We start from the raw sequence: 16669 nt of genomic DNA, 5'->3' as shown, positions 1-16669 counted from the left end.
ACATCATGATAATCTTAATATACCTTTAATATTGAGAAGAAATATTTGATATGTTGTTGACTGGCTAATTCTGCTTTGGTGAACAATAGGAAATATCTTTTTTAAATTCACATCTTAAAATGTTAGGAGCAGATATTCATGAAACGAGGCGATATCATTATTGCTACTGTACTGGTCGTTGCTCTCGCCTGGTTTGGCATTTCTGCATGGACTGGAAAAGATAACAACGAGCATGGTAGCCATGCCCATATTATGGTGGATGGAAAACATTATGAAACAGTGGCATTAACCGATGAAGAGCAAGATATTGAAATTCGTACTGCAAGAGGCTATAACAAATTACGTGTTTCACGTGGCGGTATCGAAATGATCGAATCCGATTGCCCTGATAAATTATGTATCGGCTTTGGGCATGTACACGATGTCAATGACACTATTGTATGTTTGCCTAACCGTATTTTTGTAGAAATTACTGGACCGGATACAGGTGAGGGAGTGGATGCATTTGTCTCTTGAACAATATAAATTGCGCCGCTTAATGATCATTTCTATTTTTGCAGCGCTAGCCGTTGTTCTTGGTGTAGTCGAAGCACTCATCCCGTTTACCGTTACCATTCCTGGTGCTAAACTTGGGTTAGGTAATATCGTTGTACTAACATGTATCGTTTGTTTTGGCGGAAAAGATTCCCTTTTACTCATTTTAATTAAAACGTTACTGACTGCTTTTATATTAGGAAGCTTTTCTACTTTTCTGTTTAGTGTACTTGGAGCTATGGGTAGTTTTATTATTATGTACGCCATGCTTAAACTTGGAAAACAACATTTTAGTTTAATGATGGTCAGCATTATGGGCGGTATTGCTCATAATATCGGTCAGTTAATGGCTGCCTCCGTTGTACTTGGAACGAATAAAATTTTTTATTATTTACCGTTTTTATTAGTGAGTGGTATCGTTACTGGTATTTTCGTTGGAGCTGCCGCCAAACATCTGATAGCCTCTATTGATCGGTTACAATTATTGCAATTACACAACCAAAAGTTTTAAGGAGGTAGCACACTTGAATCAACAACAGCTACCAGCTATTCAACTACAGCATATTTATTATAACTACCAACAGACATCCATTTTATCTGACTTTTGTCTCACCATTGAGCAAGGCGAATGGGTTGCCATCGCTGGCAGTAACGGATCGGGGAAATCTACTTTCGCTCGTTTAATCAATGGACTGTTACAAGCAGATCGAGGTGAGATTTACTTATTTGGTGAAAAATTAACAGAAGCGTCTGTCTATGATTTGCGAAAACATATCGGTTATATTTTCGCATCACCTGATGATCAGTTTGTCGGATTGACGGTTGCCGATGATATCGCATTTGGTCTAGAAAACTTATGTTTATCCCATGCCGAAATGAGTGCGAGAATACAGTATTATGCGCAATTGTTTGATATAACATCTCTACTGGATCGACATCCCGGTACTTTATCCGGTGGGCAAAAACAAAGAGTAGCTATCGCTGCCGTACTAGCAATGGAGCCGAAAATCATTATAATGGATGAAGCACTTTCGATGCTGGACGCTGCATTCAAGCAGTCTTTTATGCAATACCTTGCTACAGAAGCACGCAAAAAAGGGCAAACGTTGCTAACGATCTCCCACGACTTAGCGGAATTAGCTGCTGCTGATCGTCTTATTTTACTTCACGATGGGCAGATTATTGCTGATGGAGCACCACAGCAGCTATTACAGCAACAACAATTATTAACTACTTGCCGCTTATTACCCGAATATACAACAGAGCTTAGTAGAGAATTACAAAAATTAGGTATTCCTATCGAGCTATGCCGAACGGAGAAGGAGGTGTTGGCGGCTTTATGGGCATTACATTCCAAAACATTTCCTTCCGATTTAACAAAAAAAGAGCAGATGCCGCTTTAGCATTAGATGATATTACATTCACTTTGCCTGCGCATCAATTTATTACTTTATTAGGAGCACCTGGCTCTGGCAAATCAACGATGTTGCAGCATATGAATGGATTACTGCGAGCAGATCGTGGCAGCATTCAAATTTTTGATATGGCTATTCCAGCACAAAAAGGTAAATTACCGCAACAGCTACGACAGCGTGTAGGGCTTGTATTTCAATATCCCGAACAACAGCTGTTTCGTGAAACAGTGATTGATGATATATTATTTGGACCGCTAAACTTTTTTGCGGATCGTACGGAAGCAGAGCAGGCTGCAACTGATGCCAGCCAAGCTATGGGTATTAGTGAAACCCTATTGCAACAAAATCCATTCCAGCTTAGTTCAGGTCAAATGAGAAAAGTAGCCATAGCTGCCACCATTGCAACAAAGCCCGATGTGATGGTGTTGGATGAACCAACCGCATCCCTTGACCCGCAAAGCCGACTAGAGCTGTTACAACTGTTGCAAGTGCAGTCGGTGGAGCATAAACGAACAATAGTAGTCGTCACGCATAATTTAGAAGAAGTTTTTCCATTTACCGATTATTTTATCGTCATGGATGCTGGCAAAGTCGTATTTTCGGGATCACCAGCTGCACTATTACAGCAAAGTGAAATACTGCGTAATGCAGGACTACAACTACCAGCCGGACATTCTTTATTTACAGAGCTGATGCAGTGGCTACCTGTAGATTCCTATTTGACTCCTGAGCAGAAAGTATCGCCAAGCCCAGCAGAGCTGGCTATGGCAATCAAAGCAGCGCTAGAAGCCAACAGTAATTCAACGGGTACATCAGATGTAATACTAGAAGACGAATGTCGTTCAATGAGTACATTAGATGTAGTACAAGAAGACGAATGTCGTTCAATGAGTACATCAGATGTAGTACAAGAAGACGAATGTCGTTCAATGAGCACATTAGATGTGTTAGATGTGGCACAAGGAGCTGACGATAATGAACAATAGGCTGATTATTGGTCGCTATATTGTTGGGGATTCCTTTATCCATCGCTTAGATCCTCGATCTAAATTAATTGGTATGTTTTTATTTATGATAGCAATATTTCTAGTTAACTCTTATACAACCATTGTTATCGCGCTATTATTTACTACATCTATTTTGTTACTCAGCAAAATACCGCTTTTACTCTATCTAAAAGCAATTAGACCGTTGCTATTTTTACTAATCTTCATTTCGCTATTTCACGTTTTCTTTCACAATGAAGGATCACGACTTTTACAAGCAGGCAATTTTGCTATTTATTCAGGAGGGTTAGAAAAGGGGTTAGTATCCGCTGGTCGAATGACACTGTTCATTACGTTTGCCGCTATGCTTAGTTTTACGACGCAGCCTGACTCCATTGCTACCGGCTTATCTAGTATTTTGAAACCTCTAAATAAGTTACGCATTCCAGTAGCTCGTTTTTCTCTCATGCTGTCTATTGCTTTGCGCTTTATACCAACGATATTTGAAGAGGCAGAACGTATTTGGAAAGCACAAGTTTCACGCGGCTTTTCCCTTGCCAACAAACCATTAAAGGAAAAAGCACAGCTCATCATCGCGTTACTCGTTCCTGTCACCCAGGGAGCATTCCGCAGAGCAATAAGCTTAGCTGACTCCATGGAAGCTCGAAACTATCGACTAGACCACAAACGCACCGCTTATCGGCAAATGACCTGGACCATCGCAGACAGCAGCTACCTTTGTATGTTTATCATACCTATTGTTTTAATTGCTGTATTTCAGAAGGTGTTTTGATTTGGATTTGGATTTTGACTTCACTTGGCTTGAATCGATTTAGTTTGATTGGATTTACCTGTCGTGTCAATCTTATCCTATAGCAAAAAGGAAAGAATCTGGTACTTTTTTACCTGACTAATAAGAAACAGGGGAGCAGTTAAAATCCCTAAAAACAAGTCAGATAGATAAACATGGTGTTTTTCTATCTGACTTGTTTTATACTTATACTTTTGTGATTACATAGGAATGTAGCGTGGTCTGCTCCTCTTTATACGTTTTTTCACACAAACCGACTCCACAACCGCCTCAACACGACCGTTTATACGTTTTTTCACACAAACCGCTCTCCACAACCACCTAAACATGACCGTTTATACGTTTTTTCACACAAAGCGTTCCCACAGCCGTCTAAACATAACCGTTTATACGTTTTTTCACACAAACTGTTCCCCACAACCGTCTAAACATGACCGTTTATACGTTTTTTCACACAAACCTTTCGCTCAACTGGCTGCACATGCTTTTCATATAAATTCTCTTATAAACATTCTCCTGTTATGTAGTGCCATCTCTTCCGCGCGATTAATTGTATGAAATCCTTTCAGTTTCCACTAGAAGCCTTTAAAAAAATTGTGTAATCTACCTACTTAATACTTACCAATCTTCATCTATCATTCATTTCAACACTTACCATCTATCATCCATCACTCTTTTCACCACTTACCATCTATCATCTACACTCCCATTTTACAATTACTATTTACCATGCATCATCCAAACTTCCATGCTAGAAAAAAGACATTTTTCCAGTATGTAATCCAAAAAAATTAATCAAAAAAGAGGCGTCCTATAGTCAGTTTTCACTAACTTTTCTGGACATCCCCTTTGTTCCTGTTTGGTAATATTTACTGCTTTGGTTTAGCTGCATGAGCAAAATACTGCACAAGTACTTGCAAATCACAGTAGTGTGGGTGATCAGCAAAATAAGAAGCACAGTGCTCGGCTTGCTCTACATATTGTTGTGCTGTTTGTCTACTGCGTTCGAGTGCGTCGCTTTGTTCGATCATTTGGACAGCTATTGCAAAGTCCTCTTCTTGGGATGCTTCATGCAACTCACGTAACACTACAGCTTGTTTCTCGTCATCCAAAGCATAGAGTACTGGTAGCGTTAGTTGTCCGCTTCGTAGGTCAGCTCCTGCTGGTTTACCTATTTCTTCAGATTTGCTCGTAAAATCCAACAAGTCATCGTAAATTTGGAACGCTATTCCCAGTGATTCCCCGAACTCGTACAGCTTTTGGGCGACTTCTTCCGCTGCACCTGCCGCTTTCGCCCCTGCAGACATGCATGCTCCCATCAACAATGCTGTTTTTCGTTTTGTTTTTTCTAAATATTGTTCAAATGTCATATCAAAATCAAAGCGATGTTGCAGCTGATTATATTCCCCTACACATAACTCCGTTATGAGTGCTGCCAGCTCTGCACCTGTAAAAAAATCTTCTTCCAGTAGCTCTTCATCGCTGCACCATTCAAGCGCTCGAGCTATCATATAGTTTCCCGCATGAACAGCTGTTTCAATATCGGTAACCGCGTGTAACGCTTGCTCGCCGCGCCGAAGCTCCGATTCGTCAATAACATCATCATGAACTAGAGACGCCATATGCATATACTCCAGTAAGCCAGCAGCTTTCCAAACAAGATGAATACGCTCCGGATTTCCGAAGCGTCCACCTATAAGCGTCATAATCGGTCGCAGTCGTTTGCCGCCTGCTGCAATCATCCGCTCGATACTATAATATAATTCAGATGTATGATCTAGCTCTTGGTCTGAGCGGATAATGTTTAGTAACATCTCATTAATTTCCTCTAAAGATAAATGGAGCTGTTCATACAATGGTTGTTTACTTAACATCAAATTCCGCTCCTTCCTTAAGCACTTTGCTGTTCCATATATACTTTAATCTCTTGCTTTAACTCCGTCATAACTTCCTCAACTGGCAATCCTTTTACTACTTGCAGCTGCACTTTTTTGTAAATAGGAGTTAGCTTAGTCAGCAGTTTTTGCTCTTTGCGACTAATCGCTAATTTATAAATAAGTCCGATTAAATAATCGCCATCCAAAATTTTACGTGCTAGTTGTTTTTGACTTTGGTCAGGAAGCTTACTATGCTTCCTTATTCCCGCCGACAGTAACATACAACAGGATAAAACTGTCATTTTACGTGAGCGTGTCATCTGATAATTGCCAATAAGATCAGCAAGTTCTTGCAAGGAACGATCACTAATATCCAGTTTTATATCCGTTTGTTTATGAATATAGTCGTTCACCAATGCTACCGTATCTATAAGCAATTTATTATCCATGACAACAGCCCCTCTCAAAACTTTAGCAATTTATCGTAAAGAAAGCGTAATGGTCGTAAGACACATTACGCTCCCAACATCATACCTTCTTAATTAATCAGCGTAGATATACCATCGACGAACGATTGGTAGCTTCCGCCAAATTTTCTTCAATCGAGGATATACGTAGTAATCTAGACCTAGCGTACTTCCAGAACCACCGATCAAAGCAATTCCACCTACCAAGTACCATAGCATTTCGGTTGGTGCCATGCCAGATACCCAAACCATAATTCCCATACCTACTGATACAACTGCTGCAGGAGCAGTGAATAATCCAAGGATTAGTAGCACCCCAACTATCATTTCTGCAAATACCATACCTGATTGGAAAATATACGCAAGTGATGTATATCCACCATCTGCTGTATAGAACATAAGGTCCATCGACCAATCTACTATACCTTTCATAAAGTCCGGTACAGGAAGAGCAGACAATGCTTCCGCTGAATAATCCGATGCCGCTGATACAGCATCTGTCGCTCCGGCTGCAGAAGCGGCTGATGTGCCGTCAGCTGCTTTTGCTGGAATAAGAAACATTGCTTTTGGATCGTCTATTATTTTACCTATTTTGTCAAACCCTTGTTTAAACCACATCCACCCGGCAAAAATACGTAGTGGGAATAACCAGAAATTCGGAGAACGTTTCGCCAAATGACCTCCGAAGAAGCTGCGATTGTTCTTCACGTGGAAGAACTCATGTAGAACGTAACTATATACTTTATTAAATCCGCAAATTTGGAACAAGTAGAACATATTGATTAAGTGCTTTACTCCCATCGCTAGGAAACCACTTAGCGGCACCATAAACTTCGGTACACCAACGTGTGCCACTCCATAGCGACTACCGATACAAACCATCATCCCGTGGAACGTCGGTTTATACGATTTTTTAGGTTTATTTTTAATATCAGCTACAATATTCATCGCAGCAAGAGGTGCAGCTTGCTCTGCATTTTCCACCATTTGAGGAACCGGACGATCCGTTCCTTCTGGAATGTAGAAGATATTATCACCGACTACATACACGTTAGGATGCTCAGGAATTTGCAATTTATCATTCGTTTGGATTCGTTGTCGACCTTGCTTTTCGATGTCCAAATCGCCGACTAAATCAGATCCCTCAACACCAGCTGTCCAAATGACCGTTTTTGACTTAATAAATTTATCGCCAACTTGAACGCCGTGTTCCGAAACTTCTGTAATTTTTTTACCAGTAATAATGTTAACACCTAATTTGCGTAGACGTCTTTCTGATTTAGCAATTAATTTTTTCGGTAATATTGGCAAAATAGTATCTACCATATCAGCGACATGCAAAGTCACTTCATCAGGATTGACGTAGAACTCTTTAGTTAGTTGTTCTGCATACTCGGCTAGTTCACCAATCATTTCAACCCCAGTAAACCCGCCACCAACGACTACGAATGTAAGCATTTCTTTACGTACTTCTGGATCATGTTGTTTGACTGCTTCACGGAACATTGTTAAAATATGATCTTTTAATGTAATCGCATCTTCATACGACCATAGTGAGAAAGCATGTTCCTCTGCACCTTTAATGCCGAAGTAAGTCGGCTTGCTACCTGTACCGATAACTAAATAATCGTAAGCGTAGCTTTGCTTTGCTCCTTGCAGTTTTTGCGCTTTAAAATCGATATTATCAATGTTGTCCAATAAAACTTCTACATTACGAAATCCAGAAAATATTTTTTTCAAATCAACGCGAATCGAATCCTCTTCAACACGACCCGCAGCCACTTCGTGAAGTTCTGTTAATAACGTATGATATGGTTTACGATCAATTAACGTTATTTTATAGTCCTTATCTTTACGAAGCTGATTGGCTAATTTCTTCGCAGCTAGTATACCGCCGTAACCGCCACCCAATACTATAATTTGCTTCATTGTCATTCTCTCCCCAACCTCACATTATCACCTTGTTCGGTTTCTTCGTTTACTTCGCGCCTTCCAACGCTTTACTTGCTAGTTCTGTAAATTCGCTAACTGCGATAGTTACACCGGAGATAGCATCTGTTTTGCCGCCATCACCAATTGCAATTGCAGCAGGATCTTGTTTCTCAAGTAAGAATTTTTCTGCTAATGCTGCTTGCTCGTGCCATTCAGCAACTGCCTTACCATGCTCTTTCATACCATACTCACCAGCTGTAGAACGAGTAACTTTGTCTGTGCCACCGTCTTTATGCACACCGTTCCAACGTACTGCTGCAATCTTTCCGTTCATTACTGTTACATCTACTGTCGCTTTCCAGCCAGATTTTTCATCAAAATCAGCTGCTTCTGCTTTGTAGTGTCCATCTTTATATGCACCAGCTTCTACCGGACCTGCTTTCAATGCATCGTCTACTAGTTTTGCAAAGTCACTTACTGTAATAGAAACGCCAGAAACTGCATCTGTTTTTCCTTCTTCATTAACAGCGATATCTGCTACCGATTGTTTGTCAATAACAAACTGTTCCATCGTCGCTGCTTGCTCATGCCATTCAGCAACTGCTTTACCTTTTTCCACCATACCATACTCACCAGACTCAGATAGTGCTTTTTTATCTAAACCACCATTTTTGTTTAATCCATTCCAATTCACGTTAGTAATTTTTCCGTTTTCTACTTTCAACGCTACAACATATTGCCAACCAGATTTTTCATCTACTGTACCTTCTGCATAATAAGCGCCATCTTTCAATTCTGCTTCAGCAGTGCCAGTGTCCGTACCTGCATTTGTTGGTGCTTCTGTAGCAGTATTAGTTGGCGTTTGATTCGTGTTTGCCCCTTCTTCTTTTTTGTCGCCTCCACATGCAGCAAGTGTAGCTGACAACATTAGTGTTAATAAAATTAGACCTACTTTTTTCATTTTTGGTTCCTCCCTGGATCCTTTTTCTTTTTCAGTTGTGAATGGATTCACACTGTTTTCTTACTTACATTGTACTTATTATAGCAATTGTAGTGCTGTGATATTTATCACCTAACAGTGAAAAACGATTTGATATATTGACTACATAGCCAAAAACGGGCGTCAACGCCCACCCCTATTTAAAAGGAAGTGAAAAAACAGATGATCACTACAACTACCAATCGTAAAACACTAGTAATCGTTGCTCATCCACAGCTCCATACCAATTCAACTGCCAACATCGCCTTGATGAAAAAAGCAGAAGAACATGCAACGACAGTTCGTGATTTATATGCCATTTATTCGAACAATCAGCAAATAGATGTCAGCAAAGAACAAGCATTATTGCTAGAACACGACCGCATTATTTTCCAATTCCCAATTTGGTGGTATAGTTGCCCAAGTCTACTCAAACGCTGGTTTGATGAAGTATTAACCTACGGTTTTGCGTATGGAGAAGGTGGCAATAAACTGCATCAAAAAGAATGGGGACTTGCTGTTACAGCTGGTGGATCTGATTTTGCCTATAGTGCGCAAGGATATAACTTGTTTCCATTAGAACAATTGCTGCGTCCTTTTGCGGTAACTGCCCATACAATCGGCGCTAGCTTCTTACCTGTGTTTTCTATCTACAACGTTATGAAAATGACAGAAGAAGAACTAGAGTTGAAGACAGAAGAATACGCGATTTATTTAACTTCATCAATGAATCCTGTTCGAACTGCTGCTATATAATAATAAAATACAACAACAGAAGAAGTGTATTCCCAATAACAAGAAGTATGACAGTTTATTCGATTTACACTTCTTTTATTTTGATATCTTCAAATTTATTTGTCCTGAATTTCCCCCTGAATTTTACTGCTAAAATTCCCTTTATTAGATATAATAATCCGTATTGAAACATACTTTCCGCCAAAGGAGGGATATTTTTGGCTACATCTACTTTTGCAGCTCCAATCATTATCTTGATGCTTATAGGCATATTTATTTTGTATGATATAACGAAACATAAAACGCAGCTCAACCCAATCTTAATAGCTATTCTAGGCATAGAAATTACAATAATTGGTGGATTTATACTACTTTCAGCACGTTCAGAATCGACACAAATCATCTCTGCTTTAATCATTGTTTTAGGTTTTATCATTGTCGCGATTAGTGCTTTACGAAAAAAATAAACGTAAACGATAATCCGCAGTCCTTGACTTCCATTTTATTTACCGTTATTATTGTCAATAATGAAAATGACATAGGAAACAGCTAGGAAGAGAAGTAGTAATTGTTGGATAGTTGTTCAAGCGAGTCGACGATTAGTGCAAGGATCGACACAACTGCTACAATGAATGGATCTCTTCGCTTCAAACTGAACACTGCATAAGGGAATGTATTTTTAACAAACCTATGTAGCGAGTAGGCTTTGACGGCACACTTCACCGTTATCGAAGACAACGAATAACTGACATTTGCAGTTTGTTCGTATGAGCGCAGTCTATCATTAGACTGAATTCGGGTGGTACCGCGGAGTAATAGCTTCGTCCCTTATCTATAACAAAATAGGGGATGAAGCTTTTTTGTGCTTTAAATCAACTAAACATGCAGCTAAATTTACAATAAAATCACTATTAACAAAAAAAGGAGCTATTTATGATGACAGAAAAACGTATTTTATCAGGAATTAAACCAAGTGGAGAGCTTAATATTGGTGGTTTTGCTGGAGCATTAAGCCAGTTTGTTCGCTTGCAAAAAGAGTATACTGGATTTTTCTTCGTACCGGATTTACACGCCATTACTGTCCCACAAGATCCGAAAGAATTGCGCGAACGTTCACGCCATATTGCAGCACTCTATATCGCTGCTGGTGTTGATCCACAGAAAAACGCCATTTTTATGCAATCGCATGTTTCTGCACATGCTGAGCTTGGTTGGATTATGGAAACTATTTCGCACTTTGGCGAAATGAGCCGCATGACGCAATTCAAAGAAAAATCAGAAGGTAAAGACGGTGTAAGTGCCGCACTATTTACTTATCCTGCACTTATGGCAGCCGACATTTTACTATATCAAGCTACTCACGTTCCGGTTGGAGAAGACCAAAAACAACATTTGGAACTCACTCGTGACCTCGCTATTCGCTTTAATAATCGTTTTGGTGATACTTTTACTTTGCCAGAACCAATTACTGAAGAACTCGGTGCGCGCATTATGGGATTAGATGATCCTTCCAAAAAAATGAGTAAAAGTAACCCGAACGGCAACAGCTACGTGATGATGCTCGATAGCGCTGACGTTATCCGCAAAAAGTTTTCTCGGGCAGTGACAGATTCAGATGCTACAGTTCGCTATGACTGGGAAAATAAACCGGCAGTAAGTAACTTGATTGAAATTTACTCCATATTCTCTCATCTTTCTATAGCTGAAATTGAGCAACGCTATGTAGGACTTGGATATGGTGCTTTCAAAAAAGATTTGGCTGAAGTCGTTATTAACGAATTGGCTCCTATTCAAGAAAAATATGCTGAAATTGTAAACTCGGAACAGTTAGATGTTATTTTAAAAGAGGGAGCTACCAAAGCAGCGCATGTGGCAAATCAAACGTTAACGAAAGTAAAAACGGCGCTCGGCTTTTTATTACCATAATCAGCTCTAACTGTGATTTAAATAGTAATTTACTAAATAAAGAAAGCTTCCTTCCAATGGCTTGCGAAACAAGTACCATCGAAGGAAGCTTTGTTCAAACTATAATCGTTCACTTTTTAATCGTGTAGCATATTCGTCCATCGCTTCTTTCATAAATAACGCTAAACCTGTACCAAATTGATCGATATTCGCTGTAAAACGCTCATCCTGTATATACATTTCTCCCAAAGAACGAAACATTGCCGGCGAATATGTCGATATTTCATTCAACATCGTATACCATTTACCAATCGCTGTTTGTGCTTGTTCAGAACGTGGATTTAGCGCTCTAAGCTCTGCCAATTCCCGATATAACTCGTTCATTCGGTCTGCCATTTGCTCTCCAAACGCTTTGTTGTTGCCTTGTACCTTCTTGTTCGCATCATCAACCGCATCATCTCCATAGCGTTCACTTGCTTCTTGTTCATATTCGTTATTATCAAATGAAAAACCAGCAAATCTTGCTTCCTTACTCATCGTTGTCTCTCCTTTGGCTACCAAAATAGTTTGTTCCAAATTGGATAACAAAATATCTAATTGCTCTCTACTTTTCAACAACATCAACTGATGCTGTTCTAGAGCTGCTATATGATCATAATCGGGATCATCCATCAATCGTTTAATTTGTTTCAATGGTATATTTAGTTGACGGTAAAACAATATTTGTTGCAATTTTTCTATATTCTCATCCGAATATAAACGATACCCTGCATCTGTAATCATCGTCGGTTGTAACAAACCAAGTTCATCATAATAGTGTAGCGTTCTAACGCTAATCTTTGCTAGCGCCGCAAGTTCACTTACTTTTAACACCTCTGTTCCTCCTCTCTTATTTGCAACTATAAAGTATAACGTTCCGTGAGAGTCAACAAGAAAAAAACGTATCGTAGCAAAAGATGTTAAAGCTTCTTCTGCTTACTATACGCTTTTTCCATACTTATATTAATCCTCTACTGCCGATTGCGGCTCATGCACGTTGACAATTATTTTTTTGACGCGCTTTTTTTCCACTTCCGCTATCGTTAAGGTCACATGTTCATATTCAAATGTATCGCCTTTTTGTGGAATACGATCTGTATTACCAAAAATCCAGCCACCTAAATTATAAAACTCACTTTCAATCGGTGGAATATTAAGCAATTTTTCGAATTCATCTAGTGCAATTTGCGGACTTACTTCGTAAGTTGTTTCATCAATTTGGGTAAACAAATTAATAACTTCATCATGTTCATCCCATATTTCTCCGACTAATTGTTCCAATATATCTTCTAACGTAATCAATCCAGCAGTACCGCCAAATTCATCAATAACGATAGCCATATGAACGTTGCTTTTTTGCAGTTCTACCATTAATGTTGGAATTTGCATCGATTTCACGACAAACTTTGGTTTGCGAAGTAATTGACGAATATCTGTAGTTCCATACAATAACAGCTCGGAAAAAAACTCGCGCTCAGATAGAATACCAATGATATTATCGATATCTTGCTCGTAGACAGGAATACGTGATAGTCGTTCTTTAAAAAACACTTTTTTTATTTGATCAATGGATTGATTTACTTCAATTGCAACCATATCCGGACGAGGCGTAAACACTTCACCTACATAAATTTCATCGAAATCTAATGAGCGATTAACTAGTTCTCTTTCTTCTTTTTCCAAAACGCCTTCTTCTTCACTTATTTCCACGATAGCTTTTAACTCATCTTCCGTAATCGTCTGCACAACCGTATTTTGTTTAGACAGCATCTTCGTTACTTGCCGTTGCAAGCCACCGAAAATAATATTAACTGGCGTCATCAGCTTTAACCAATAATAGAGTGGTGCTGCACTCAATAAAACATAGCCATCTGCATAAACTTTGCCAATCGTTCGCGGAATAATAGTAGCAACCACCCACAATACGAGTACCATCACAACTATCGATAAAATAAGTCCCGGTGTAACAGCCAACGCTTTAATAAATAATTTTGTCGCCAATGCTACAGCTGCTACGGTCACAACTAAATTACTCAGCAATACAGTTGCTATTGCTTCATCCAACCTTTCAACGATATACATTGCTTTTTTACTGCCTCGCTTATTATCATCGGCAAATTGACGCAACCGCAGCTTGCTCACATGCGTATACGCTGCTTCAAGTGATGTAAAAAACGCTGACAGTATAATCAAGGCTCCTAGTACAAAGAGCAATGATATGGGAATATCGTCCAACTGATCGTCACACTCCTGTAAATATATACGTATTTGAATAGAATCCATTTAATCCCTATTTATGGGTAATACTATTCTATCCTTCCTACCATTATAATACCTAACAGAGCGACATAACAGACCATTTTGTTGAAATTTATACTATTTAATGAAAGTAACTGTAGGAAATTCCCTCTTTTATGCAAATAAACTGATCAAATTTCCATTTGGATCTTGTACAATAGCGTAGCGTTGTCCCCAAAAAGCATCCCAAGGCGCACGATGCCCAGTAAATCCATTTTCCACAATCTGATCATATGTTTCATCCACAGCAACTGGACTATCACACAAAAAGGCAAGTTCAATACGATGCCCTACTGCTTGCTCCCACTCTCCAAAAACGGATTCCGCCACCTGCTTCGTATCAAATGCTAGTCTGACTCCGCCTTGTTCTATTTCTACATGATTTTCATTATTACATTCTTCTGCTATAGAAAATCCTAACGTACGATAAAACTGGAGCGTATGCTTCATATCCTCCACTACAATACCTACCATGTCCAACTTAATACTCATCTACATTGCCCCCTTGGAATTAAACATCTCTTCTTAACGCACGTAGTACATCAATTTGAGTCGCTCTTTTTGCTGGTCGATAACCAGACAACATCGCTACTACTAATGACAATATGCTAGCAGATAATACTAATATAAAGGGAATAGATGAAAACGTAAATCCACTTGGCAACTTTTGCTCCATAAATATTTCAATAGCTATCGGTAATGCCCAGTTTACTACGCCAGATATAATATACGCTACTATCGTGCCCACTATTGCTCCTAGCAAACCAATCAAAGCACTTTCTAACAAAAATATTCGCTTAATGACAGCAGGATGCGCCCCAATCGCTTTCATAATACCAATATCCTGATATCGTTCCGTCACAGCCATCGTCATTGTATTAAAAATACCAATCGAAGCAATGAGAATAGCGATAATACCGATAAAAGAGAGACCAATGGTAATCACAGTAAAAATGACATCTAATTGCTTTAACTCACTAACTACCGAATAATTATAATAGCCCTGTTCTTTCATTTGCTCTGATAATTTCGTGACATGCTTCATATGCGTTGCAACGATAGTAACGTTTTGATAGATTCGATCATCCGTCGGGCTTGGGATAGCTGGCAAATCTTTTTCATCGAACACAACTTTATTACCATTTTGCTCAACTGCTTGTCCTTCTAAAAACTGTTCCAGCTCCTCAGCAAGTGGTGGCAGCAGACCAAACTGCGTCTTGGTTAGTTGTTCAATTTGCTGCAATGTATGCTCTCCCACATAAATCATCGTATCTTGCTGCCACTCACGAGAGGGCTTTTCACTAATTCCTGTAATAACAACTGGTACGATCTGCTGTTTCACCTTATTATCTTCATGATAATGAACGGTTAGCTCTAACGTTTTTCCAATGACATTACTTGTATCCTCGATAGCATGGTAACCTAGAATTACTTCTGCTGCTTCAGCATTGGGCATAACTCCTGCGCTTAATTTGAAACCAGCTATCGCTTCCGCTGCAAAATCAACTTGCATAACTGGAGAATTCGATAACAGCTGCTCCTCTAACTTAGGTAATAAATCTTGTTGCACGTAGTTTTTGTACGTAATCGTTTTTATATTAGGCAATTGTTTAAATTTTTCCATATCGCTGGTCGTAATATCGTTGTTGTTGCCTTCTATTTTGCCATGTACTTGTATTTCCGTAACTAATCTATCTCCTACCATATGATCGACAATACTTTGTTTGAAGCCAATACCTACTGATAAAAGTACAATCAGAAAACAACAACCCATTGCCGTAGCCAGTACAGTCATCATTAATCGTGTTTTATTTTTCTTCACATTTCGCATTACAAACTGCAAACTATCGCGCATAGTCATGACTGTAACCCTCCAATTTCACGATGAGCTGGCACGTTTGCTATTATACGTCCGTCGTTTAATGTAATGGTACGATGAGCAATAGATGCTACTTCTTCATCATGCGTAATAATAACAAATGTAGTGCCCCACTCATGATTGAGCTGCTGAATGATCGTAAGTAGCTGCTTTTCGTTTTCGTTATCCAAACTACCTGTCGGTTCGTCCGCTAATATAATAGGTGGTTGCAAAATTAAAGCTCGAGCGACAGCAACCCGCTGCTGTTGTCCACCAGACAGCTCTCCAGGATAATGACTACCGAATTCTGCTATGCCAAATCGCTCCAACATTTCTTGCACTTGTTTTCTTCTCGCCTGTGTATTCATTTTTTTGAGCGTTAACGGTAACTCCACATTTTCGAACGCCGTCATTCCGGCAATCAACTGAAAACTTTGAAATATAAATCCGTAATGTTCCAAACGAAACTGGGCTGCATTCCCTTCATTCATTTCACTTATCTTTTTGTTCATTACTTCTATCGAACCGCTTGTCGGTTTTGTATAGCCAGACATTAAATTAAGTAACGTCGACTTCCCTGATCCACTTCGTCCAACAATTGCTAATATTTCTTGCTTCGCTACGGAGAAGTTAATATCGTGCAAGACAGGAACTTTTCGCTCCTTCCCTCGCTTCCCCACTTGGAAATAGTGACTAACACCTTCAACATGAATCACCTTATATCCCTCCGATTTATTTCCCTTTTCGCAAAGTATAACAGCTACTCGTAAAAACAGTTTAAAGAAAACCTTAATTAAACCTTTAGAAATGCATGAAAAAAGGATTCCAACATG

At 39.3% G+C, this 16669-nt stretch carries 17 protein-coding genes and 1 other annotated feature; of the genes, 8 read left to right on the top strand and 9 right to left on the bottom strand.

The annotated features are described in order from the left end of the window. The first annotated feature begins 138 nt into the window (after positions 1 to 138). From ACFSTH_RS18165 to ACFSTH_RS18145, 5 genes are read left to right on the top strand one after another with little or no spacing between them, the layout of a single operon-like run. Complete coding sequence (locus ACFSTH_RS18165; protein ID WP_377774733.1) at positions 139 to 516, top strand: NusG domain II-containing protein; 378 nt, start codon at positions 139 to 141, stop codon at positions 514 to 516. Beyond that, positions 500 to 1045 (top strand): Gx transporter family protein, encoded by a 546-nt coding sequence (locus ACFSTH_RS18160; protein ID WP_377774731.1) that lies wholly within the window; start codon positions 500 to 502, stop codon positions 1043 to 1045. Before ACFSTH_RS18165 ends, ACFSTH_RS18160 begins: the two co-directional genes overlap by 17 nt. A 13-nt stretch (positions 1046 to 1058) precedes the next feature. Continuing rightward, entirely contained in the window at positions 1059 to 1937 is an 879-nt protein-coding gene (locus tag ACFSTH_RS18155; protein WP_377774729.1) for an ATP-binding cassette domain-containing protein, read from the top strand. Next, positions 1874 to 2935 carry an ATP-binding cassette domain-containing protein gene (locus ACFSTH_RS18150; protein WP_377774727.1) on the top strand — a complete coding sequence of 354 codons (1062 nt, stop codon included), beginning with the start codon at positions 1874 to 1876 and terminating at the stop codon, positions 2933 to 2935. The genes ACFSTH_RS18155 and ACFSTH_RS18150 overlap by 64 nt, the downstream gene beginning before the upstream one ends. After that, the gene (locus ACFSTH_RS18145) at positions 2925 to 3728 is read left to right on the top strand and encodes an energy-coupling factor transporter transmembrane component T family protein (RefSeq protein WP_377774725.1); all 804 of its coding nucleotides are present in this window, start codon (positions 2925 to 2927) and stop codon (positions 3726 to 3728) included. The genes ACFSTH_RS18150 and ACFSTH_RS18145 overlap by 11 nt, the downstream gene beginning before the upstream one ends. An 887-nt stretch (positions 3729 to 4615) precedes the next feature. Here the strand turns inward: ACFSTH_RS18145 and ACFSTH_RS18140 are convergent. The 4 genes from ACFSTH_RS18140 to ACFSTH_RS18125 form a co-directional block, all read right to left on the bottom strand. Continuing rightward, positions 4616 to 5620, bottom strand: a complete 1005-nt coding sequence (locus ACFSTH_RS18140; RefSeq protein ID WP_377774723.1) for a polyprenyl synthetase family protein — start codon at positions 5618 to 5620, stop codon at positions 4616 to 4618. A gap of 17 nt (positions 5621 to 5637) precedes the next feature. Next, complete coding sequence (locus ACFSTH_RS18135; protein ID WP_377774721.1) at positions 5638 to 6072, bottom strand: hypothetical protein; 435 nt, start codon at positions 6070 to 6072, stop codon at positions 5638 to 5640. 93 nt (positions 6073 to 6165) lie between these two features. After that, complete coding sequence (locus ACFSTH_RS18130; RefSeq protein ID WP_377774719.1) at positions 6166 to 8019, bottom strand: FAD-dependent oxidoreductase; 1854 nt, start codon at positions 8017 to 8019, stop codon at positions 6166 to 6168. A gap of 49 nt (positions 8020 to 8068) precedes the next feature. Further along, positions 8069 to 8983, bottom strand: coding sequence for an FMN-binding protein (locus ACFSTH_RS18125; protein ID WP_377774717.1), 915 nt, complete (start codon positions 8981 to 8983; stop codon positions 8069 to 8071). A gap of 201 nt (positions 8984 to 9184) precedes the next feature. On the opposite strand from ACFSTH_RS18125, the gene ACFSTH_RS18120 reads away from it, so the two are divergent. The 3 genes from ACFSTH_RS18120 to trpS all read left to right on the top strand — a co-directional run bounded on the left by ACFSTH_RS18120 (position 9185) and on the right by trpS (position 11662). Further along, positions 9185 to 9757, top strand: coding sequence for an NAD(P)H-dependent oxidoreductase (locus ACFSTH_RS18120; RefSeq protein WP_377774715.1), 573 nt, complete (start codon positions 9185 to 9187; stop codon positions 9755 to 9757). 197 nt (positions 9758 to 9954) lie between these two features. Continuing rightward, complete coding sequence (locus ACFSTH_RS18115; protein WP_377774713.1) at positions 9955 to 10203, top strand: hypothetical protein; 249 nt, start codon at positions 9955 to 9957, stop codon at positions 10201 to 10203. Between the two features lie 75 nt (positions 10204 to 10278). Further along, positions 10279 to 10568 (top strand) — a binding site (T-box leader). Between the two features lie 101 nt (positions 10569 to 10669). After that, a complete protein-coding gene (gene trpS, locus ACFSTH_RS18110; RefSeq protein WP_377774711.1) occupies positions 10670 to 11662 on the top strand; it encodes a tryptophan--tRNA ligase in 993 nt (330 codons plus the stop codon). A gap of 99 nt (positions 11663 to 11761) precedes the next feature. Here the strand turns inward: trpS and ACFSTH_RS18105 are convergent, their stop codons facing one another. The 5 genes from ACFSTH_RS18105 to ACFSTH_RS18085 all read right to left on the bottom strand — a co-directional run bounded on the left by ACFSTH_RS18105 (position 11762) and on the right by ACFSTH_RS18085 (position 16552). Beyond that, positions 11762 to 12514, bottom strand: coding sequence for a MerR family transcriptional regulator (locus ACFSTH_RS18105; protein WP_377774709.1), 753 nt, complete (start codon positions 12512 to 12514; stop codon positions 11762 to 11764). A 129-nt stretch (positions 12515 to 12643) separates the two neighbouring features. Continuing rightward, a complete protein-coding gene (locus ACFSTH_RS18100) occupies positions 12644 to 13915 on the bottom strand; it encodes a hemolysin family protein (RefSeq protein ID WP_377774707.1) in 1272 nt (423 codons plus the stop codon). Between the two features lie 177 nt (positions 13916 to 14092). After that, complete coding sequence (locus ACFSTH_RS18095; protein ID WP_377774705.1) at positions 14093 to 14470, bottom strand: VOC family protein; 378 nt, start codon at positions 14468 to 14470, stop codon at positions 14093 to 14095. A gap of 19 nt (positions 14471 to 14489) precedes the next feature. Further along, positions 14490 to 15839, bottom strand: coding sequence for an ABC transporter permease (locus ACFSTH_RS18090; protein ID WP_377774703.1), 1350 nt, complete (start codon positions 15837 to 15839; stop codon positions 14490 to 14492). After that, complete coding sequence (locus ACFSTH_RS18085; RefSeq protein WP_377774701.1) at positions 15836 to 16552, bottom strand: ABC transporter ATP-binding protein; 717 nt, start codon at positions 16550 to 16552, stop codon at positions 15836 to 15838. Before ACFSTH_RS18085 ends, ACFSTH_RS18090 begins: the two co-directional genes overlap by 4 nt. Positions 16553 to 16669: the final 117 nt, after the last annotated feature.

Origin of the sequence: Paenibacillus yanchengensis (genome assembly GCF_042684845.1) — a bacterium.
Classification (GTDB): domain Bacteria; phylum Bacillota; class Bacilli; order Paenibacillales; family Paenibacillaceae; genus Pristimantibacillus; species Pristimantibacillus yanchengensis.
This window is presented reverse-complemented; position numbering and strand designations above follow the sequence as displayed.